Below are 20,212 nucleotides of genomic sequence, written 5' to 3' on the forward strand. Positions count from 1 at the left end.
AGGGTGCCGATCTTGATCTTCACCAGGTCGCAGCCTCGAAGCTTGCTGTCGATCGCGAGGTCAAACAGTGCCCGGTCCCTCATCCGACCTTCTCGGTCAAGAAAGAACCGGTTTGACCAAATCTGCCTGACCTTCAAGGCGCGCTTGGCGCCAACTTGCCTGCCCGCATTCCAGGCGGGCCTACCTGCAGCAGCAGGATCATATTGTGAGACACCCATTACATTTCTCCTTCGGCCGAACCGGCCGTGAGAGAAACGGTTGTGGCGATGTCACCAGCGGCAAGTGCCGACCCTCTTCCGGTCATCCGGAGGCTATAATGTGCATCCACGAAAGCCGCCTCCCGCGTTCAGTTAACGACAGCAAATGGGAAATATGTTGCGTTGATCATGTTGTCTGTGCCGGCATGGGCAATGGCGTCCATTGCCCGTTGAAGTCGCTCAGCTGGGATCCTTCCTTAGGGCGATGCCGGCCCCGTCACCGAAGCAGGCTGGGTTCTTGAGATCGTTTCTAACAATAAGGAGCAGTCGTGTTTGAATCCTGCATATGGCATAATGAGCCGCGACAGTGGTCGCTAAACGAACACGCACTGACTGTTCGCTCCGATGGAAAAACGGACTTCTGGCGCGACACCTACTACGGCTTTACTCGAGATAGCGGCCATTTCTTCGGCCAACCCTGGCAGGGTGACTTCACCGCATCGTTGCGAGTCCAAGGGCGCTACGAAGAGCTCTACGATCAAGCGGGGATGATGGTTCGTATTGACGAGAACAACTGGATAAAAGCAGGTGTCGAAATGTCTGATGGCGCTGCATGCATCGGCAGTGTGATGACGGTCGACCGGTCCGACTGGTCCACCTCGCATTATGCAGCCGACCCTTTAGATTTCTATTTGCGCGTCACTGTGCAAGCCGGCGTTCTGCGTTTGCAATCATCCGCAGACGGCCTCCGCTGGCCGTTATTGCGACTATGTCCTTTTCCCGAGGCGCCCACTTATTCGGTGGGCCCGATGCTGTGCACGCCAGAGCGCAGTGGACTGGAAGCGACGTTCTCGAACTTCGAGATCGGCCCGCCCAATGGCAAAGCGCTTCACGATCTGACGTAGCGCACTATTTCCCTGATCTGCGTCCGCCTATTGGTTCTGTGTCCAAAAGCCGCCGGTCCGCAAACCACCCCATTTCTTACGAGCGGCAAAGAAAGCTGAAGAGCAGGGTAGGGGCCCGGGAGCGGTGGTCGAGTTTAGCGGCATCAGCCGGTAAGCCGCCGTTCCGACTGCGTTGATGCCGCGGGCCGGTATGGGGGCCGACAAGTGACCGGCAGCTTACGTGACCGATCAAACCCGCCGTTCGCATGGCGACGTGCCCCGCTGCTGTTGCTTACTGTTCCTGCTATCCTCATTTATACAGCTGACGTGGCTGGGAGCTGATCTGCATGCGCAGTGTCACCGTCTCGGAACAAAACAGCCGGAGAGCCAAGTGTCGGGGAGAGCGGCAGGCGGCGGCCAAGCCTACAGGAAAATGTATGAGCAAGCGCGTCGAGCACGATTCGATCGGGGAACTGCCCCTTCCAGCCGATTCCCTTTATGGTATCCACACGGCGCGGGCGCTGACCAACTTTCCCATCACGGGCGTGAGGCTGTCGCACTTCCCTGAGCTACCGCGCGCACTGGCCATGGTGAAGAAGGCGGCGGCGCTGGCAAACGCCCAGGTGGGAGCGCTGGCACCCGAGCTCGCCGAAATCATCGCCGCTGTCTGCGACGAGATCATCGACGGGAAGCACCACGAGCACTTCGTCGTCGACATGATCCAGGGCGGGGCCGGCACGTCGACCAACATGAATGCCAATGAGGTGATCGCCAATCTTGGGCTTGACCGGCTTGGCCGCGCGCGTGGTGACTATCGGCATCTGCATCCCAATGACCACGTCAACTGTTCGCAGTCGACCAACGACGTTTACCCGACCGCCGCACGGCTTGCCATTCTGCTCGCCTCCCGACCGCTGATGGGCGTGCAGCGCCACCTCAGCGAGGCTTTCGCCGAGCGGGGCCGTGCCTTTGCCGGGATAGTGAAGGTTGGCCGCACCCAGCTGATGGATGCGGTTCCCATGACCTTGGGTATGGAGTTCTCCGCCTTCGCGGCGACAATCAATGAGGATATCGAGCGCCTGGGTCAGGTTTCAGACCTACTGCGCGAAACAAATCTTGGCGGCACTGCAGTGGGAACTGGCATCAATGCTCCGGCGGGCTACCGGGAGGCCGCAGTGTCTCAACTATCCGACATATTTGGCATGCCGCTGATCCCGGCAACCGACTTGGTAGAGGCCTCTTCGGACCTCGGTGCTTTCGTGACCTTCTCGGGGGTGCTGAAGCGCATTGCGGTCAAGCTCTCGAAGATCTGCAACGACCTGCGGCTGCTCGGCAGCGGACCGCGGGCTGGGATCGGCGAGATCATCCTGCCGGCAGTGCAGGCCGGATCATCCATCATGCCGGGCAAAGTCAATCCGGTGATCCCCGAGGTCGTTAACCAGACAGCCTACCAGGTGATCGGAAACGACCTCACGGTGACCCTCGCCGCTGAAGCAGGGCAGCTTCAGCTCAACGTGATGGAGCCGGTTGTTATCTTCAACATCCTCCAGTCGATCCGTATGCTGGAAGCCGCCATGACGGTGCTGACAGAGCGATGCGTGACAGGGATCGTTGCCGACGAGACGCGAATTGCGAGCCTTTTGAGCAACAGCCTCGTTGCGGTAACAGCTTTAGTGCCTCGTATCGGCTACGAGAACGCGGTCGCCGTTGCGAAGGCGGCCCAGGGGAGCGGACACTCAGTCGAGGCGACGGCGGTCGCGCTAGGTTTTCTAACTCACGAGGAGTTCGCCGCCCTAATGCGGCTCGAACCTCTCACAGAGTCCGCGGCTAGAGCTGACAACAAGCGAAAGGAGGAGAAAAGCTAGACGATCTGTCAGGCAGCCCCGTTTCGAGTGCACTTGGGGCCGTTAGCAGAATGACGGCTTTGAGCAAGTCGAGTACCTATAGCGGTCAGTTTGATGCCTGGCGCTCCAACTGCCGGTATGGCTCGGAAAGCCGACTGACTGCTCTTTCTGAGTTACGGGGGTAGTCACCATGGACGTGTAAAGCGAGATGCGTTTGCACCAGAGCGGCCGCTAGCCTGAACGCATCAACTTCAAGAGCGGACTCCTTCTTGATGATTGTAGGAAGCCGAGGCCAACGCTTAGCTCAGAGGCATATTACCGTTGCACTCGCATCCGACCTGTTGGGTTCCAGTGATAGAACCGAAGCAAATTGTTCCAGGTCCCAAGATCCATCGACCTCGATGCGGGGTAAAATAAAGTTGGGCCTTGAGATTCTGGCAGTGGTATTCTCGCAGGAATATCCAAGCTGATAACCTGCCATCTTGCATATTTGTATGAACCTGTCGTCGATCGCACCATAGGGTGCGGCGATAGAGTTGATCTCGACCTGCAGGCGATCCATCAGAACTTCTCGCGATTTGACCGCCTCGTACAACAGGTTCTTGCTGGAGAGATGGACGGCTGAGGTATGGCTCGCGAGATGGCTGCCAAAACGCATTCCCTCGTTGTGGAGGCGAGTGATGGTGTCCCAATCCATCAGCGCGGCGCCAGGGCCGAAGCGGGCATCCCACGCCGCTTCCTTTCCGACAAGATCTGTGGGCACGAAGACCTCGGCAGTAAAGTCGTTGCCTTGCAGAATCGGCCAAGCGGTCGTGGCTGTGTCGAGATAGGCGTCATCGAAGGTAATAAGGACTGGCCGTCCGTTGAGCGACCTGCCTGAGCGGCGCAAGCCAATTAGATGCTCGGACGAAATCGCATGATAGCCATTCGTGCGCAGGAGCCTCATCTGCTTTTCGAACTCACCAGGTCCCACCCGCCATTGCCTGAGTTCTTCCGGTCCTTCCGTGGCGATCCGGTGGTAAGCAAGGATCGGCAGAGTCCAGGTGCGGTGGTGCTCAACTTCACGCCGTCTTAGGATGGCGCCGCCCCAAACAATGTTCCGTTTCAGTGACGTCTCGAGAGTGCAGCCAAGGTCCGCTCGACGCAACTGGGGTTCAAGGTGAACACTGCCGGCCCCGCAGCGCTGGAAAACATCGACGCGATAGAGTTCGGTTACCAGGGAGCGCGCCAGTTGCAGTCCTGGGGTGGCCAAGAATTGCTGGTGCAGCACCTTGGCACCAAAATTTTGGTCCCAATCGAAGCCGGTTGCTGTCATGTCGTCTTTGAGCAGGAAGTGGTTGGCCATTATCAGCTGCCCGCCCGGTGCCAGGGCATCGCGGAGCTTGCCCGCTACTGCAGCGATCCCGGCGACACCGTCTAGATAGTACAAGACCTCCGAGCAGAAGATAACGTCCTGGGAATGGGGCAGAGGATCAATGATGAGGTCAAGGGTTCTGAACTCGACATTCTCAAGGCCTTCGCAGCGTTGCCTGGCCCTCGTGATCGCCGTGGGCGAGATGTCGGCGGCTATTAGAGATGTCACCCTCGAGGCAAGTTGGACTGTGAAGTGACCCTCAGCACAGGCCAGTTCGAGGGCATGCTGGATTGTTCCTTTGGGCAGCAGATCAAGTGAATACTGATACTTTTGCTGCTCATAGTCGGAAGCGTATTGCCATGGATCGGGGGAGGAAAACACGTCCTCCCAGACATCAACTGCAGAAGCTGGCGGCTTGCGCAAAGGTGCCCCGGCAGTCGTTGATGGAGGGGCGAGCGCCATTCCGCTTGCGCTCCCCCCCTCTTTCATAATTACAGATCGTGTCACGGGTCGTGAGCAGCCCAGGTACAGGTCCAAAGCCGCTCTTCTGAGGACGGCACCTCCTCTCGCTCGCAATCCGAGGTGTCGTGTGGATCGCGTGCGCCAAGCATAGCTGCCGGCCGATGCCGCTTCGCGTAGCAATCCACCTGCGAATCCCAGCCAGAATTTCGGTTGGTCCCAGACATGGCTGTGCTGGATGAAGTGCCGAACGCCAAGCTTTTCAATCGCGCTTTCGGCGACAACTTTGTCCGTGATCCCGCCGAAACTACCAACCTTCACGGTGCCGACGTGGCGCGAGTTTGCCATGAGGTCGACGATCACCAGGTCCCTATCGCTTGGAATTTGGATTGTTCTGAGCGCGCTCAAATCCATTGCCAGGCGGCAAGTCAGGTCAAGGTGTCGCGGCTCTTTGGTGCCACGCAACCCGAGTATGCAGCATTCAACTGCATACAGAATTGCCGTGTCGAAACCCGCGCAATTCAGCTTTGGCCACAGCCGCTCTACCATGGCAAGCAGCTGCGGCTTTATCGTTCCCCAATGAGCAGCGAGCATGGCGGAGGGCTGGCGTGACCCCACGATTATTCCATTGGCGATGATCTCCCCCAAAGCGTTGATTCCCGGATTGACCACGGATTGGCTAGCCACTTCCGCCAGCAAAGCTGTTCCATCTCTACCGGCGCCCACTTCCGCCGCCGCGCACCAACATGCGAAGTAAAAGGCCTGCGCCGGCAGACCATCCGGCGCCAGCCCGATGGCGAACTCTGTAGCAGGCCGACGCACGCGCGGGTCGGCGGCGTGGCCCTGCCGAAGTACCTTGAGGCCGTCGCGGAGCATGCGCGCATTGTCAAACGACAGGGAGTGGTCACTGGCGACATAGATCGCCAGGGCCTCCGGGACCATCCGGATGCGAATTCCAGTTCGGGCGGCCCGCTGCCACAGATCCCAGTCCTCGCAGACTTCGAGTGCTGGATCGAAACCGCCCAGATCGGAAAGCACTCGGGTGCGGGCGGCAACGCAGTGGATAGAAACCGGGCAGTATCGCGCGACGCAAGAAAACCCCAGCCTCTCGAACGAGGCATCGAGGTTGCGCAGCAGGAGTTCGCCCGCCTGGGTGACGCGGTCATAGCCGCAATAAACGAGATCGGCCCCGTCCCGGGCTGCAGCCATCATCCGTTCGACGTAATGAGGAAGGACGCGATCATCGGCATCAAGAAAGCAGACCCATTCGGTCCAAGTGGCGGAAAGGCCGGCATTGCGTGCGCCACACACACCAAGATGCTGACTCCGGATGATCTTGATCCTGGTTTCCGAAGCCGCAAGTTCGGACACAATGGCCAATGTTGCGTCAGTGGAGCCATCATCGACCACCAAGGCGTTCCAGTCGGACCGGCCCTGGCTCACCAGGCTTTTAAGTGTATCCCTGATGGTCCCGGCAGCATTGTATGCCGGAATAACAAAAGTCAGGGCGCCGCTCAAAGCCTTACCCTTCCGTCGGCAGGGTTGAGGGCCTGCAGCTGCACCATTTCGGTGAACATGCCGCCGCAGGCAATCAGTTCGTTGTAGGTGCCCCGCTCGATGATGCGGCTCTTGTCAACGAGGAGAATCTGATCGGCATTGCGCACCGTGGATAGCCGATGGGCCACAGCGACGATCGTCGTCGTCCTCGACAGCTCGCCCAGAGCATGCTGGATGAGCCTTTCCGAATGGCTGTCGAGCGCGTTTGTCCCCTCGTCGATCACCAGGATCTCGGGCTGTCGAACCAGCGCGCGGGCCAGGGCGATACGCTGGCGTTGCCCCCCAGAAAGGCGCATGCCGCGCTCCCCGATTTCGGTGGCGTAGCCTTTTGGCAGGTTGGCAATGAATTCATCGGCATGGGCAAGCCGCGCTGCCTCGACAATTTCGTCCAAGCTCGCATCCAGTTTTCCGTAGCGGATGTTGTCCGCAATACTGCCTTCGAACAGGAAGATGTCCTGCGTTACGGCCGCGATGCGGGCATGCCAATCCCGCGCCCTGATGTGGCGCATCGGCACGCCATCAATCAGAACATCGCCTTTGTCGGGCAGCATGCTTCGCAGGAGGAGGTTGACGAGAGTGCTCTTGCCGGACCCCGAAGGACCGACCAGGGCGGTTGTCGTGTTCTTCAAAAGAGTAAAGTCGATGTCGGCTACAGCCGGCGAGTTCCTGCCCGCATATCCCGCACTCACGTCGCGAAAGACTATGGAATGCTCAAGAGAGTTAAATCTATGCGCCCCCTCGGGCAGTCTTGACGCCACGCACTCGCTCCTAACGTCGTCCAGTTCAAGAGCTGCGCTGCCGAATTCGAGTATTTCCGCCCGAGCTGCGACAATGGACTGAACCCGCGGTTGCATTCGATAAAGCACCAGCAGGAATACCGCCATGGTGGGGAATCCGGTGCCAAGCCACGAAAGCCCGACGATCCAGACCCCGAACGCGGTGGCAACCAGGGTCTCGAACAGCAAAGGCACGGCGTTGGCAAGCAGCCGCGCCCGGAGAAAGTAGTGCCGCACCCCCGAAGAGGTCTCAGCGTGACGCTCGTCCTCGTATGCTTCACGACCAAAGATCTGAATTGTTCGTAGGCCGCCGAGGGATTCCCAGGCTCGATCGGTGTAGGCCGTGTTTGTTGCCACCGCGCCTTCGCCGATCGCCCTGGCGCGGCGGGTCACCAAATGCATCACACACACGATCAAGCCGATAAAAGGAGCGACATAGAGCGTTGTGCGCCATGACAGGGTTAGGAGCACAGCGACGAAAATGAGGATTGCACACGCGTCGACGATCATCCGGTAAAAGGCGCCAAGAGCGCGCGACAGGCGCCAGCTTTCCGAAAGCAGCGCATTGGCGAGCCGTCCGGACTGCTGTGTTTCCAGATAGGCCGGTGCGGCCAGCAACATTGCCATGAACAGCTCACAGCGCAGGCGGTGACTGTTGTCGGCATCCACCCGGGCGATGTAGGCCCCGTTCCAGTAGGAAAGCGCATTTTTGGCGCCAATACTGATTACAACCAGCAGGACGAGTACCGAAACTTGCCAATTCGCCGGAATCTGGTTCAAGGCGGGGTGCAGAAAGGATAACCCGGCCGGCAATGTCTGCTCCGAGCTCAGAAGCTCCAGGATCGGCAGAAATAGATAGATCCCCACGCCCTCAAGAAGCGATGACGCCAGTCCAAGACCAATGATTATGGCAAGGGCGTACCGTTGAGTGGCCAGTAACGGCCAGAGCGCTCGCAAGATTGCGACGTCATCTTTCATCGAGCTTGCCGCGCGGAGAGGCGATTGGCGCGTGGAAAGGCGGCTTCCGGACAGTGCCGCGGATCCGACGCTCCGACCCACCGGCACGGTGCCGAGGGTGCCTGTTGCGGTTTTGGAGCGCCCGCGCCGTGCAGGGCAGAACCCTTTTCGCCGACTCCCATAGCCCCAATCTTTTGGTTAATTGATGCTTACCAGGGAAAACCTATCATGAGCTCTGCGGTAGGCGTCTGTATGGAAATTGATTTAGCGAGGGTTTACCTCCGAGCCGCGTGAAATCTTCGACGAGACAGGGGCCCATGGACGATCTTTCACCATCCCGGCCAGATCCGCTGGTTTCCGTTGTGGTCCCCGCATTTAACGCGGCTGAGTATATCGAGCGTACGCTTCACTCTGCAGCACAGCAGACCTACCAACATCTCGAGATTATCGTCGTGAACGACGGTTCAACAGACGACACCCTCAGCATAGCCGAGATATTCACCCGCCGGGACGATCGCCTGCGGATCATCACGATCAGCAATGGCGGCGTTGCCCGGGCCCGCAATCTTGGTGTTGCTGCCGCCCGGGGAGCTTTTGTTGCTTTCCTTGATGCTGACGACCTATGGCATCCCGCAAAGCTGGCTGAGCAGGTTCGCGCCATGACTGATGGGGACGGCCGAATTTATGGTGCCAGCTACGTCCTGCACCGCAGGATAGACTGGGACGACAGAGTGCTTGGCAGCTCTCAGGCCGACATTTGCAGCGGGTCAATACTGGCTCGCCACCTAGTGGGCAAGTTCGTCGGGAATGGCAGCAGCCTCATGGCACGCCGTTCGGCAGTTCTCAGTGTTGGTGGCTTTGATCCGTCCTACGCGGATGCCGGAATAGGAGGCTGCGAAGACCTGGACATCGAGCTGAAACTCGCCGAGCGATTTCGGATCGTCGGAGTTCCCTCGTATCTCGTTGGTTACCGCTCCTACCCGGGCAATATGTCCAGCGATAGCAGAAGGATGGCTCGCTCAATCGTCGCAACAGTGGAGCGGCGTCTTGCGGCAAATCCCGACTTGCCTGACATCGTGCGTAAGAGTTGCCGCTTCTCGACCCACATGGTGGCGGCCAACATCCTGTTCAACAAAGGCCGCGATTTGGAAGCAACTCAGGCTGCCTTGCAGGTCTTCAGATACAGTCCGGTGGAGGGCTCAATCTTGTTCGCGCATTTGGCAAAGCGCTACCTGCATGTGCTGCTTGATAGCAGGGCCGGATCTGATATGTCGGCTGTTTCTTCGGCTGAAGCCCCTAAGCCGCGGTTTTTCGAGCTCGATCCTTCCGAACGGATTGATGAGGTTGCTGTCAGGGATAGAACAGGGCTTCGGCTAGCTGCTCTCGCGCTGATCGACAAAGGCCGCAAGAAACGTCTGGCCGCACTGGACCGGATCGACAACGCTCGAATATCAAAGCTTTCATGATTATGAGCAAACATCCATCGATGGCGTCCCGGCGGCCGAGTGATCGCATGGCACGGCGGTGCCGCAGAGCCGTCCACAAATATAAAAGCGCCGACCGCCGCCCCAATCGCGCCGGCCTTGTAACGGCGGAAGTCGGGCCGCTGCCGACCCCCATTGCGGACGTTCGCGAAGAACGTCGCTCCTCTTGGAAGCTGCCGTCAAACCTCTCAGCGGCACTACGCGACCAGTTGGCGCTCTGATCTCGCACCGGTTAGGTCCGCCTGGCGCTCGAGAGTAAGTACGGCGTGTGGACTATCTGAGCGGCGCCCTCATTTGCGTCTTAGCCAGCAAGGCCACTCCGCACCTCCCCCAAGGGTGGACTGAAGCCAGGGAAATACCGGAGAGCCCCGCTTCCCATGCCCGGGGGGCGGCCTGGAAGGTGTGGTCAATTTCAAGGCGAAATTCTGCTTCGCAGGGCATACGGCCCCGCATCACTCGGGCTTGTATTGGCCCTCCGTGAAGGTATTTAGTGCGAAGGACTGACCTGACCCTACTAAATGTCAGCCTTGAGCAACGCCTGGGCAATGGTGAGCCGGCAGTCCCCGCACGCTGACCAACCCGGCCGAGCCGGACGTGCGTGGAGGCCCTGCCTCAGTTACACCACGCCGAGGGACACGATCCCGTCAACTTCGAGGACTGCCCCCGCCACCCCGGCACCGGTGAAATCGTCACGATCTTGACTTTGGTCAGCGCCGCAGTGGGTGAGGAAATTAGAATGATCTCAGGCTCCGAGGTGCGGGGCTTCCAAGGAGATCACGATGCGCCAAAACTTTGAGATCCAACCCCGGTACACTGACGGCATCCAGGCAGACGCTTTCCGCCATGCGATCCAGCAACGGGTAGTAAAGTCGGGACTTCTTGCAGCGCTTACCCTCCCCATGATTTTTGGAACGTCAGGGGCCGCTTTCGCCGCCAGGCTGGAGGTCGGCTCTCTGGCCTGCACGGCCGGAGAGAGCGGCGGCATCATCGTAATGACGGAGCAAGCGCTGGACTGCGTATTCCAGCCGTCCGACGGCGGTGAACCCCAGGAATACGTTGGCGAGGTCCGTAAGTTCGGACTGGACGTTGGCGTAACGGGCGGGACCCAGATCCAGTGGCTTGTTCTCGCCGACGAGTCCGACTGGGATCCTTCGGCGCTGGGCGGTAACTACGTCGGTGTGTCAGCCGATGCGTCTCTCGGCATCGGTGTGGGCGTCAATGTCCTGCTCGGTGGCACCAACGGCTCCATCGTGCTGCAGCCGGTCAGCGTCCAGGAAGAAGTCGGCCTCGATATCGCCGTTGGCATCACCGACCTTCAGTTGACCCCCGTATAACTGTACCCGACGGCGCCAAAGGGCGGGCATTCTGGTTCCGCACCGCAATCGTGGGGCCATCAAAATGCGGGCGAGCCAAATGGCTCGCCAGACTTTTTCAGGCGCCCCACTGCTGTACCGAGTTGACAACCGTCCCGCACCCCCACCGGATCGCTACTAAGAGGAGCCGGAGTTGAACTCCGCTTTGTATAAGGAGTGTCACTCGGCTCATCAAGGACTTATCCCGATCCATGGCCGAAATCATCGAAACCCTTCGACGGAAATCGCGCGCAGATGGTCAGCGCAATCGAGCTCTCCTGCTTGAAGCTGCTAAGCGTGTGCTGAACGAAAAGGGTGCCGCCGTCAGTCTGAACGAGATCGCCCAAGCGGCCGGGGTGGGGAACGGGACGCTCTATCGGCACTTCCCGACCAGAGCCGCCCTAGTGGCGGCAGTGTGTCAGGAGGACGCGCGCGAACTTATCAACGCCGCTACCCATCTGGCTGCCACACGCGCGCCGCTAGAGGCGCTTTCAGCGTGGATGAATGCCTTTATCGGGTGTATTGCGACCAAACAGATCGTTGCGGAAGCCACTAATGCGCTGCTCTCCACATCACTGGACAGCACAAACTCTTCCTGCGCCGATGTCGGCGCGGCCCTCACGATGCTCTTCGATCGCGCTGTCGCCGAAGGGCAGATAAGGGGCGATGTTGACCCGTTGGACCTCGTGCGGGCTGTAACTGGCGTCGCGACGATCAACTCGCACCCTGACTGGAAGAACAACGCTAGGAGGCTGATTGGCGTGATTATAGCCGGGCTGAGGCAGAACTCATCCACTTGAGGCGGGCGCGTGAGACTCTCCGCGACCACCTACCATGTTCGCTTTGGTCATTCTGGTCCGCAGAAGCTACCGGACAGGAATCCACCCGTGGCGGTCGGTCTGCAGCCGACCCGAGGCTGTGTGAAAACCCCTGATTATGCTATGATCTGGCACTGCTTCGGGGGTGCCATATGGGACGTTTCGTTGAAGCTGTTGACCGTGACCAGGCGAGCTTTTTGCCAGCCTGTCTTGAAGACTATGTTGACCCTGACAACCCGGTCCGCATCATCGATGCCTTTGTCGATGAACTCGATCTTGCCGAACTCGGCTTTGCCCGCGTGCAGCCGGCAGCGACTGGCAGACCCGGCTACGCCCCCGGCACAATGCTCAAGCTCTATGTCTATCTGCATCAGTTGACCTCGAGCCGGAAACTCGAGCGCGAGGCTGGCCGCAATATCGAGCTGATGTGGCTAACCGGCAAGCTGGTGCCGGACTTCAAGACCATTGCCGATTTCCGCCGCGACAATGCCAGCGCGATCCAGATCGCATGTCAGCGCTTTGTTGCCATCTGCCGCGCTCTTGGTCTGGTCGGGGGCGGTATGGTCGCAATCGATGGTTCACGCTTGCGGGCAGTGAACACGCACGAAAAGAATTACACCGAGGGCAAGCTGCCACGTCGCCAGGCCCATGTTGAGGAGAGCATCACACGCTATCTCGCCGAGCTAGAGGAAGCCGACCGTGCAGAGACCGGACCTGCCACACCCCGGATCGAGCACCTGACCGAACGATTGGCCTTGTTGCGCGGGCGACTTGGGGAACTCGAGGAGATCGGCCGACAACTGCAAGCCGCTCCCGAGGAGCAAATATCGCTTTCTGATCCGGATGCCCGCGCCATGGCGACCGGCAGCGACCATCGCGGCGTCGTCGTCTACAACGTCCAGGCGGCGGTCGATGCCAAGCACCATATCGTCGTCGCCAATGCGGTGACCAACCGCGGCCATGACCGCTCGCATCTGCTGGAGATGGCCAAGGCTGCACAGGCCCAGACGGGCGCTGCCGGGATGATCGCCCTGGCCGATCGAGGATACTATGAGGGCGAGCAGATCCGCTCCTGCGCCGGAAGCTGGCATCATCCCGATGGTGCCCAAGCCCAATACCTCACCGGCTCAGGCGCGAGGTTTTTGGGGCAAGGCCATGTTCGTGCATGAGCCCGAGACCGACACCTATCGGTGCCCCGCCGGCCAGCAGTTGCAGAAGCGCTTCGCCCGAGTGGAGGGCGGCAAGCTCATCAGGGTCTACTTCAACCAGAAGGCCTGTAGCGCATGCCGCTCGCGTCCCCTGTGCACGGCCGGCAAGGAGAAGCGCATCCGGCGATGGGAGCATGAGGCGGTGCTCGATGCGATGGAGCGCAGGTTCGAAGCGATGGATAACGCGGACGCTTTACGTTCGAGGGCAAAAGGAGGCCGGTTTGCAACCGGCATCTCGGCGAGCAACTTTTCCTTGACCGCCCAACGCATCAGGATGCGCAAATGCGCATCCACAGAGTGGATTGTATTCGGAGCATAGTTTTGGTCGCGCAGGGATTGCAGGAACGCGTCATATTCCGCTTGGCCAATCCTTGCAGGATCAACGTTTTGCTTGTCGCTCCATAACGCCAGAAGATCGATGGCGTGGCTTTTCGCCTTGATTTCTCCTGACGCAACAGCATGGCGCCACCGGGCCAACAGCATATCTCAATCCATGAATCATCTCGATGACCATGGATTAGCCGCTGGATGAATTTCGATCTACCCGGAGATATCAATCCTCGCACCAGATGCGGGCGATATGTACGGTCACTGACAGCTTTGTATGTAAAAGGACAGCATATGACGTAAAGTACACTGACCGCGTATAACGCATGCATCTTGCTGTCCTTCAGACACGTCTTAGTTCCATAATATATGTTATGCGAATTGCGGATGTGCGGGAGACTGTGGCTACTGATGGCTTGGCGAACCCGCCTCACCCGCTCTAATTGGCTGTTACCGTGCTGGGCTACTGGCAAGCCCTGGGCATTGCTAAGCTGTCGTCGCTGATTCCAATCAAGGTTCCTCCATGCAACCCTCGCGCGAAATTTCACGGCTGATCGAGATCATGGCGGCGCTGCGCGATCCGGTGACGGGTTGCCCCTGGGATCTGGAGCAGACCTTTGCCACCATCCGGCACTACACGATCGAGGAGGCCTATGAGGTCGCCGACGCTGTTGAGCGCGAGGACTTTGCTGATCTGCGCGAAGAACTGGGTGATCTGCTGCTGCAGCCGATCTACCAGGCGCAGCTGGCCAAGGAAGCTGGCCACTTCGATATCGGCGATGTGATCTATGCCATCACCAGCAAGCTGATCCGCCGGCATCCGCATGTCTTCGGGGATCTCGATGCCAATGATGCGGAAGCGGCCCAGAGCCGCTGGGAAGCCATCAAGGTCGAGGAACGCGCCGCCAAGGCGGCTCGCAAGGGCGAGCAGAAGCCTTCCGTGCTCGATGATGTCCCCTCGACGCTGCCAGCGCTTGCCCGGGCGGAGAAGCTGACCAAGCGTGCAGCTCAGGTTGGCTTTGACTGGCCCGACTATGCGGCGGTCAAGGAGAAGCTGCTGGAAGAGCTGGCTGAAGTCGACAGCGCGCGTGAAATGCAGGACCAAGCCGCGGTGCAGGAGGAAATCGGCGACCTGCTGTTCGCCGCCGCCAATCTGGCCCGCCAAGCCGGTGTTGATCCAGAAGCGGCGCTGCGGGACGCCAACAGCAAGTTCAGCCGGCGCTTTCACTATGTGGAGGCGCGGTGCCGCGAGGACGGCGTTGCTGTCAAGGACGCTGGGCTTGAGCGCCTTGACAGCTATTGGAACGAGATCCGTGCCGCGGACAAAGCCTAGGCTTCGACGCTTTCGATCCGGCCATTGAAGCGCTCGAGGAAGGCCGCTTTCTGGCGCGGTTCGACGCGCACCACATAGCCCGAGCCCTGCTCATTGGGTTCGTCGCGCGAGATGATCTCGGAATGGGCATGCAGCCAGCCGATATCGCTGCCGGCGCTGTGGGGCACATGCACATGATAGGTGCGGCTCTTGTCGGCGAGCGCGGTCTCGACCGCGAGCTTTAGCTCGTCGAGTCCCTGCCCGGTTTTGGCGGAAACCTGTACCACTGCCGCGACCTTGCCGGCCGGGCTGACCGAGGCGAGCAGCGGATCATCGCCTTCAGCGACGGGTGCCAGCAGATCGATCTTGTTCCACACTTCGATGACGGGCGTGGTTTCGGGTGAAACGCCCAAGTCACCCAGGACCTTGAGCACATCGAGCGCCTGCGCCAGATGGTCATTATTGGCGATGTCGCGCACGTGGAGAATGACGTCGGCATCCACCACTTCTTCAAGCGTGGCGCGGAAAGCAGCAACGAGGTCGGTGGGTAGATCGGCAACGAAGCCGACAGTGTCGCTGATCATCACCTCGCGCCCATGCGGCAGCTGCAGCTTGCGCACCGTGGTGTCGAGGGTAGCAAACAGGAGGTTCTCGGCGAACACCCCTGCCCCGGTCAGAGCATTGAACAGGCTCGACTTACCGGCATTGGTATAGCCCACCAGCGCGACAATGGGGAACGGGGTGTCGTCGCGCTGCCGCCGCTGCTGAGCGCGCGTCTTCTTGACCTTTTCCAGCCTGTCCTCGAGCAGCACAATACGGTCGGTCAGCTGCCGCCGATCACTTTCGATCTGAGTTTCGCCCGGGCCGCCCATGAAGCCCAGGCCGCCGCTGCCGCGCTGACGCTCAAGGTGGGTCCAGGAGCGCACCAGACGGCTCTTCTGGTAGTTGAGGTGGGCCAGCTCCACCTGCAGCACGCCTTCGCGGGTTGCCGCACGCTCGCCGAAAATCTCCAGGATCAGCGCGGTGCGGTCGAGCACCTTGGCGCCGGTTTCTTTTTCGAGATTGCGCTGCTGGATCGGCGTCAGCGCCGCATCCACCAGCAACAAGTCGATATCCTCGTTCTTGACGCGCTGCGCCAGGGTTTCCACGTGGCCGCCGCCGAGAAAAGTGGCCGGCTTGATCTCGCGAACCTTGAGCACCTCTGAGAATACGATGTCGAGCCGAATGGCTCCAGCGAGCCCCTCGAACTCGGACTTGCGCGATTCGATGGTATGGGCGGAGGAACTGCCGCGCACATCGGGGCAAATCAGGCCGGCGCGCGTGGGTACCTCGCGCCGGTCGATAAAGGCCTGGGGTCCGCCCGGCAGGTCGTCTAGCTCGTCGTGATCGGTCATGGATTAGTCGCTGTCTTGGTTCTGCTCCGGATCGAAAAGCTGGATTGGGGCTCCGGGCATGATCGTCGATATCGCGTGCTTGTAAACGAGCTGCGACTGCGCATCGCGCCGCAGCAGCAGGCAGAAATTGTCAAACCAGGTGATTACTCCCTGGAGTTTGACGCCGTTCACCAGGAATATGGTCACCGGTACCTTCTGCTTGCGCACGTGATTGAGAAAGGAATCTTGCAGATTCTGCTGCTTTTCACTGGGCATTCAGGCCTCTTTTATGCGGCAGTCTTGTTGCGCGACGCCTCTGATTGAGCGTCTGTATGGTCCCCGGAAGCACCGCGTTGTTCCGGTTTATGGGGTCGTCGTTTGGTCCGGCACTATGGCACGCCTGCTTTTTGCTGCCTACCCGCGGCGGCTGCATGGCTCGGCTACGTTTTCCTCGGTCTTAGAGTCCCAGCGACTTGATCTTGCGATGCAAAGCACTGCGCTCCATACCGACGAACTCCGCAGTCTTGGAGATGTTCCCGCCGAAACGCTCGATTTGCGCCAGCAGATACTGCCGCTCGAACACTTCGCGCGCATCGCGCAGCGGCAGGCTCATCAGATGTGCCGACGAGTCGGTGTCCCCTACGGTTGGCAGCACCTCGCCGATATCAGACGGCAGCATGGCTGCGCTGATTGTGCCGTCTTCGGGCTGCTGGTCCTTCATCAGAATCAGGAGCCGTTCGATCGAGTTGCGCAACTGGCGGGCATTGCCGGGCCATTCCTGTGCCTGGAGCACCGCCATGGCGTCGTCGCCGACGGCCAGGCGCTGAAGATTGTGCATGCGGCAGACCTGCTCAATGAACACGTTGACCAGCGGCGGCACGTCTTCGCGCCGCTCCTTAAGGGGCGTGATTGGCAGGGGCACGATGGAAAGCCGATGGAACAGGTCGCTGCGGAATTCTCCCGACTCGATCTGCGCGGCAACGTTCTGCGAGCTCGAGGCGATGATGCGAACATCGATCGGCACCGCCTGGGTTCCGCCGACACGATTAAAGCGGTTCTCGACCAGCGTACGGAGCAAGGCTGCCTGGGTGGCTTGCGGCAACGTGGTGACCTCAGAGAGGTACAGCGTGCCGCCATGAGCTTTCTCGAGCGCTCCGACCTCAACCTTGAGCACGCCGGACTTGTCGCGGGTTTCGCGCCCAAACAGCACCACCGGCACTTCTTCCGGGGCGTAGAGCGAGGCGTTGATCTCCACAAACGGCGAATCGGCGCGAGGGCTGCGTTGATGGAGCAGGCGCGCGACGAGCCCCTTGCCAACGCCTGAAGGGCCGGAAATGAAGATGCGCGAATTGGTGGGCGCCGATTTCTCGATCAGGCCGCGCACCTGCTGGAGCGCGGGGGAGCTGCCCACCATTTCGCTCTTGGTGGCCGATCGCTCCTTGAGCTCGGCAACCTCGTTGCGCAGGCGCGTCGCTTCCATCGCTCGCTGGGTGATATGGAGCAGCCGGTCGATCTTGAACGGCTTTTCGATATAGTCATAGGCGCCGCGGCGGATGGCCGAAACGGCGGTTTCGACATTGCCGTGGCCCGAAATCATTACCACCGGCATTTCGGGGTGCTGGGACTGGAAGACATCGAGCAATTGCAAGCCGTCGAGCCGCGAGCCCTGCATCCAGATGTCGAGGAAGACGAGGCTTGGCCGCCGGCGGGCGATCTCGTTGAGACCGCTATCGGCGTCATGAGCCTGGCGAGCTTCAAAGCCCTCGTCCTCAAGGATGCCCGCAATGAGTTCGCGGATGTCGTCTTCGTCGTCGATGATCAGAATGTCGAGTGCCATTAGGTGTGAACAGCCGCTTGCATGAGCGGTTCCTCCTGTTGGGATGGCCATTGTTCCTGCCGCGAGGAACCGGCGTTATCCGAAAAGCTGTGGGGCGAGTGGAGGGGCAGCGTGAAGGTCACGCAAGCCCCTACCCGGCCGCTGGAATCTGGTTCGGCGTCGACCAGCTCGACGATACCGCCATGCTGTTCGACAATCTTGGCAACGATGGCGAGGCCCAGCCCCGTGCCCTTTTCGCGCGTTGTCATATAGGGCTCGAGGAGCCGCTGCCGGTTGTCCTTAGGCCAGCCCTTGCCGTTGTCTGAAACGGTGACCCGGGCGAAATTGCCTTCAAGTTGCGCCGCGACCGTGATGGTGGGCTCCCAATCGGGACCAGTCGGCACCGACTCGAAAGCTTCCACCGCGTTCTTGATGAGGTTGGTGAGCGTTTGGGAGATCAGGCGGCTGTCAAAGAAGGCAATGATGGCCTTTTCGGGCAGATGCGTGATGATGTTGAGATCCGGCAAGCGGACGCTTTCCAGGAACACGGCCTGGCGCACGGTATCTGACAGATCGGCCGGTTCGGGCGCCGCTTCTGGCATGCGCGCGAAGGCCGAGAACTCGTCGACCATCCGACCGATATCGCCAACCTGCCGCACGATGGTGTTGATGCACTTGTCGAACACATCGCGATCATCTTCGAGCTTGGCGCCATAGCGGCGGCGCAGGCGCTCGGCGGAAAGTTGGATGGGGGTCAGGGGGTTCTTGATCTCGTGGGCAACGCGGCGCGCCACGTCGGCCCAGGCGCTGGTGCGCTGAGCCGATTCGAGATCGGTGATATCGTCAAAGGTCAGAACATAGCCCTTGGATTCGGCGATGGAGCCTTCGCGGGTGAGCTGGACCTGATAGGTGCGCCGGTCCGTTTCGTTGCCGAGCTGAATTTGATCGCGAACCTGGCCGCGACGCGCCGAACGGGCTCGCTCCAGGATGGGTGCGAGCTGGCTCATCACATCCTCGATGCGCTTGCCCATCAGGCTGATTTCATCGGTGTCGAGCATCTCGCAGGCGCGGGCATTCACGAGAGTTACCGCGCCAAATGAGTCGAGGCCAATGATGCCGGCGGAGACGCCCTCCACCACCGCTTCGGTGAACTGCCGACGCTTCTCGTTCATCTCGTTGGCCGTCAGCAGCGCTTCGCGCTGAGAGCGCAGCTGCTGGGTCATGCGGTTAAAGCCAGTGGAGAGATCGCGCAGATCGCCCCTGCCCTCCTGCACGGGCACCTGAACGTCCAACTCGCCGCGGCTGACGCGGGAGGAGGCGATCATCAGGTTGCGGATGGGGTCGACGAACCGGTTGGCGAGCGCAATGCCGGTCCAGAGGGCGGCGAGGAGCAGCACCACCGCAAGACCGATATACATTATGGTAAAGGTGATCTGCAGCACCAGCCGGTTGGAGGCGTATTCCCGGTACTCGGTGATGTTCTCGTCGGTGAGCCGCATATATTCGAGCACCTCGGCGTCAACCGGCCGGGCGACGAACAGGAAAGTGTCGTCATAGCCGCGCAGCTTGACGATGGAGCCGACCAGATTGGTCTTGCCCGGGGCAATTGAAGTCGGAGCCCCCTCCCCCACGCCTTGGGTGATTCCCTCGGGTAGCTTGGGATAAGCGCCTTGGACGGCAATCTGGGCACGCATCAGCGTTTCACCGTCGCCGGTGATCAGCGAGGTGAAAGGGAGCGAGCGGGTAATGGCCAAGGCAGTCAGGATGCGTCGGAAGCGGTCTTCGTCCTCCTCGAAGGTGCCATGGGCCTGCTCAAGTTCAGCCGCCACCCAGATGATGTCGTCGCGCAGCACCTGGGCATGCTCGAGCATGTAGGAGCGGGCGACGAGGCGCGAGCTTTCTACCATGGCTCGGGTTCGCTCGGAGAACCACTGGTCGAGCCCCTGGTTGAGCGCCAGCGAAGCCACGACGGCAACGATCACTGCGGGAACCGCCGCCACAAAGGCGAACATGCCGACCATCTGGATCTGCATGCCGGCGCCTGCCTGACGGCGCAGGCGCGCCTGCACCAGCAAGGTCGCCTCGGTCACCACCAGCGCGATCACCAGCAGCACGAGGATGCCAGTGACGATCCAGATTGCGGTCCACACCTCCGGGGATGGCTCGATCCGCGTGATGCCAGACAGAATCAGGAAGGACAGCGAGGACATCAGCACCGATGCCACTACGACCACAAAGCCCAGAACGCGGAGCGGTCCATTGCCAGCGGCGGCAAACAGCGAGCGCGACTTTGCTGCAGCCTTCGCTGGCCGCCCCGCCTTGTATCGGATGATCCTGCTTGTCGCTTCGGTCAAATCGTGGTCCGGGCCCGTTGCTGCCGTGGGGAGGCGGAGCCTGACCCAATTCGCTCCTTCCTTCAAGATAATTGTTGCCGAAATGTGACACCCGCGGCCGCGGCGCGGCCGTGCTTCCGCTGCGTGGAGCGGTTTTGGTC

At 60.3% G+C, this 20,212-nt stretch carries 14 protein-coding genes and 1 pseudogene; 8 read left to right on the plus strand and 7 right to left on the minus strand.

Annotation, left to right across the window (positions count from 1 at the left end):
- Positions 1-218: pseudogene (locus tag AC3YMN_RS18195) on the minus strand (integrase); the annotation flags it as partial.
- A 308-nt stretch (positions 219-526) separates the two neighbouring features.
- On the opposite strand from AC3YMN_RS18195, the gene AC3YMN_RS18200 reads away from it, so the two are divergent.
- On the plus strand, positions 527-1,102 hold the full coding sequence (locus AC3YMN_RS18200) for a DUF1349 domain-containing protein (protein ID WP_489891122.1): 576 nt from the start codon (positions 527-529) through the stop codon (positions 1,100-1,102).
- Between the two features lie 416 nt (positions 1,103-1,518).
- Positions 1,519-2,946, plus strand: coding sequence for an aspartate ammonia-lyase (locus AC3YMN_RS18205; protein WP_489891123.1), 1,428 nt, complete (start codon positions 1,519-1,521; stop codon positions 2,944-2,946).
- 283 nt (positions 2,947-3,229) lie between these two features.
- Here AC3YMN_RS18205 and AC3YMN_RS18210 read toward each other — a convergent pair whose 3' ends face one another.
- Positions 3,230-6,256 (minus strand): trifunctional glycosyltransferase/class I SAM-dependent methyltransferase/polysaccharide deacetylase, encoded by a 3,027-nt coding sequence (locus tag AC3YMN_RS18210; protein ID WP_489891124.1) that lies wholly within the window; start codon positions 6,254-6,256, stop codon positions 3,230-3,232.
- On the minus strand, positions 6,253-8,049 hold the full coding sequence (locus tag AC3YMN_RS18215) for an ABC transporter ATP-binding protein (RefSeq protein ID WP_489891125.1): 1,797 nt from the start codon (positions 8,047-8,049) through the stop codon (positions 6,253-6,255). Before AC3YMN_RS18215 ends, AC3YMN_RS18210 begins: the two co-directional genes overlap by 4 nt.
- Before the next feature lie 296 nt (positions 8,050-8,345).
- Here AC3YMN_RS18215 and AC3YMN_RS18220 point away from each other — a divergent pair, with 296 nt between their 5' ends.
- From AC3YMN_RS18220 to mazG, 6 genes are all read left to right on the plus strand, one after another.
- A complete protein-coding gene (locus AC3YMN_RS18220; RefSeq protein WP_489891126.1) occupies positions 8,346-9,494 on the plus strand; it encodes a glycosyltransferase family 2 protein in 1,149 nt (382 codons plus the stop codon).
- A 797-nt stretch (positions 9,495-10,291) separates the two neighbouring features.
- Positions 10,292-10,846 (plus strand): DUF992 domain-containing protein, encoded by a 555-nt coding sequence (locus AC3YMN_RS18225; RefSeq protein ID WP_489891127.1) that lies wholly within the window; start codon positions 10,292-10,294, stop codon positions 10,844-10,846.
- 230 nt (positions 10,847-11,076) lie between these two features.
- The gene (locus AC3YMN_RS18230; RefSeq protein WP_489891128.1) at positions 11,077-11,664 is read left to right on the plus strand and encodes a TetR/AcrR family transcriptional regulator; all 588 of its coding nucleotides are present in this window, start codon (positions 11,077-11,079) and stop codon (positions 11,662-11,664) included.
- Positions 11,665-11,834: 170 nt separating this feature from the next.
- Positions 11,835-12,851: a transposase gene (locus AC3YMN_RS18235; protein ID WP_489891129.1), complete on the plus strand. Its 1,017-nt coding sequence runs from the start codon at positions 11,835-11,837 to the stop codon at positions 12,849-12,851.
- A complete protein-coding gene (locus tag AC3YMN_RS18240; protein ID WP_489891130.1) occupies positions 12,838-13,209 on the plus strand; it encodes a transposase in 372 nt (123 codons plus the stop codon). The genes AC3YMN_RS18235 and AC3YMN_RS18240 overlap by 14 nt, the downstream gene beginning before the upstream one ends.
- 531 nt (positions 13,210-13,740) lie before the next feature.
- A complete protein-coding gene (mazG, locus tag AC3YMN_RS18245; protein WP_489891131.1) occupies positions 13,741-14,550 on the plus strand; it encodes a nucleoside triphosphate pyrophosphohydrolase in 810 nt (269 codons plus the stop codon).
- On the opposite strand, the gene hflX is transcribed toward mazG, so the two are convergent.
- The 4 genes from hflX to AC3YMN_RS18265 all read right to left on the minus strand — a co-directional run bounded on the left by hflX (position 14,547) and on the right by AC3YMN_RS18265 (position 20,072).
- A complete protein-coding gene (hflX, locus tag AC3YMN_RS18250) occupies positions 14,547-15,923 on the minus strand; it encodes a GTPase HflX (protein WP_489891132.1) in 1,377 nt (458 codons plus the stop codon). The two genes, mazG and hflX, sit on opposite strands and share 4 nt — an antisense overlap.
- Before the next feature lie 3 nt (positions 15,924-15,926).
- On the minus strand, positions 15,927-16,178 hold the full coding sequence (gene hfq / locus AC3YMN_RS18255; RefSeq protein WP_046138466.1) for an RNA chaperone Hfq: 252 nt from the start codon (positions 16,176-16,178) through the stop codon (positions 15,927-15,929).
- 181 nt (positions 16,179-16,359) lie between these two features.
- Positions 16,360-17,739 (minus strand): nitrogen assimilation response regulator NtrX, encoded by a 1,380-nt coding sequence (gene ntrX, locus AC3YMN_RS18260; protein WP_127753137.1) that lies wholly within the window; start codon positions 17,737-17,739, stop codon positions 16,360-16,362.
- On the minus strand, positions 17,739-20,072 hold the full coding sequence (locus tag AC3YMN_RS18265; protein WP_489891133.1) for a sensor histidine kinase NtrY-like: 2,334 nt from the start codon (positions 20,070-20,072) through the stop codon (positions 17,739-17,741). Before AC3YMN_RS18265 ends, ntrX begins: the two co-directional genes overlap by 1 nt.
- Positions 20,073-20,212: the final 140 nt, after the last annotated feature.

It is taken from the genome of Devosia sp. Z11_6 (genome assembly GCF_058133665.1).

Bases quoted from the DNA above. Each gene is read 5' to 3' on its own strand.
- AC3YMN_RS18205 (WP_489891123.1), top strand. From the start codon at position 1,519: ATGAGCAAGCGCGTCGAGCACGATTCGATCGGGGAACTGCCCCTTCCA.
- AC3YMN_RS18215 (WP_489891125.1), bottom strand. From the start codon at position 8,049: ATGAAAGATGACGTCGCAATCTTGCGAGCGCTCTGGCCGTTACTGGCC.
- AC3YMN_RS18220 (WP_489891126.1), top strand. From the start codon at position 8,346: ATGGACGATCTTTCACCATCCCGGCCAGATCCGCTGGTTTCCGTTGTG.
- AC3YMN_RS18225 (WP_489891127.1), top strand. From the start codon at position 10,292: ATGCGCCAAAACTTTGAGATCCAACCCCGGTACACTGACGGCATCCAG.
- AC3YMN_RS18230 (WP_489891128.1), top strand. From the start codon at position 11,077: ATGGCCGAAATCATCGAAACCCTTCGACGGAAATCGCGCGCAGATGGT.
- AC3YMN_RS18235 (WP_489891129.1), top strand. From the start codon at position 11,835: ATGGGACGTTTCGTTGAAGCTGTTGACCGTGACCAGGCGAGCTTTTTG.
- AC3YMN_RS18240 (WP_489891130.1), top strand. From the start codon at position 12,838: ATGTTCGTGCATGAGCCCGAGACCGACACCTATCGGTGCCCCGCCGGC.
- mazG (WP_489891131.1), top strand. From the start codon at position 13,741: ATGCAACCCTCGCGCGAAATTTCACGGCTGATCGAGATCATGGCGGCG.
- hflX (WP_489891132.1), bottom strand. From the start codon at position 15,923: ATGACCGATCACGACGAGCTAGACGACCTGCCGGGCGGACCCCAGGCC.
- hfq (WP_046138466.1), bottom strand. From the start codon at position 16,178: ATGCCCAGTGAAAAGCAGCAGAATCTGCAAGATTCCTTTCTCAATCAC.
- ntrX (WP_127753137.1), bottom strand. From the start codon at position 17,739: ATGGCACTCGACATTCTGATCATCGACGACGAAGACGACATCCGCGAA.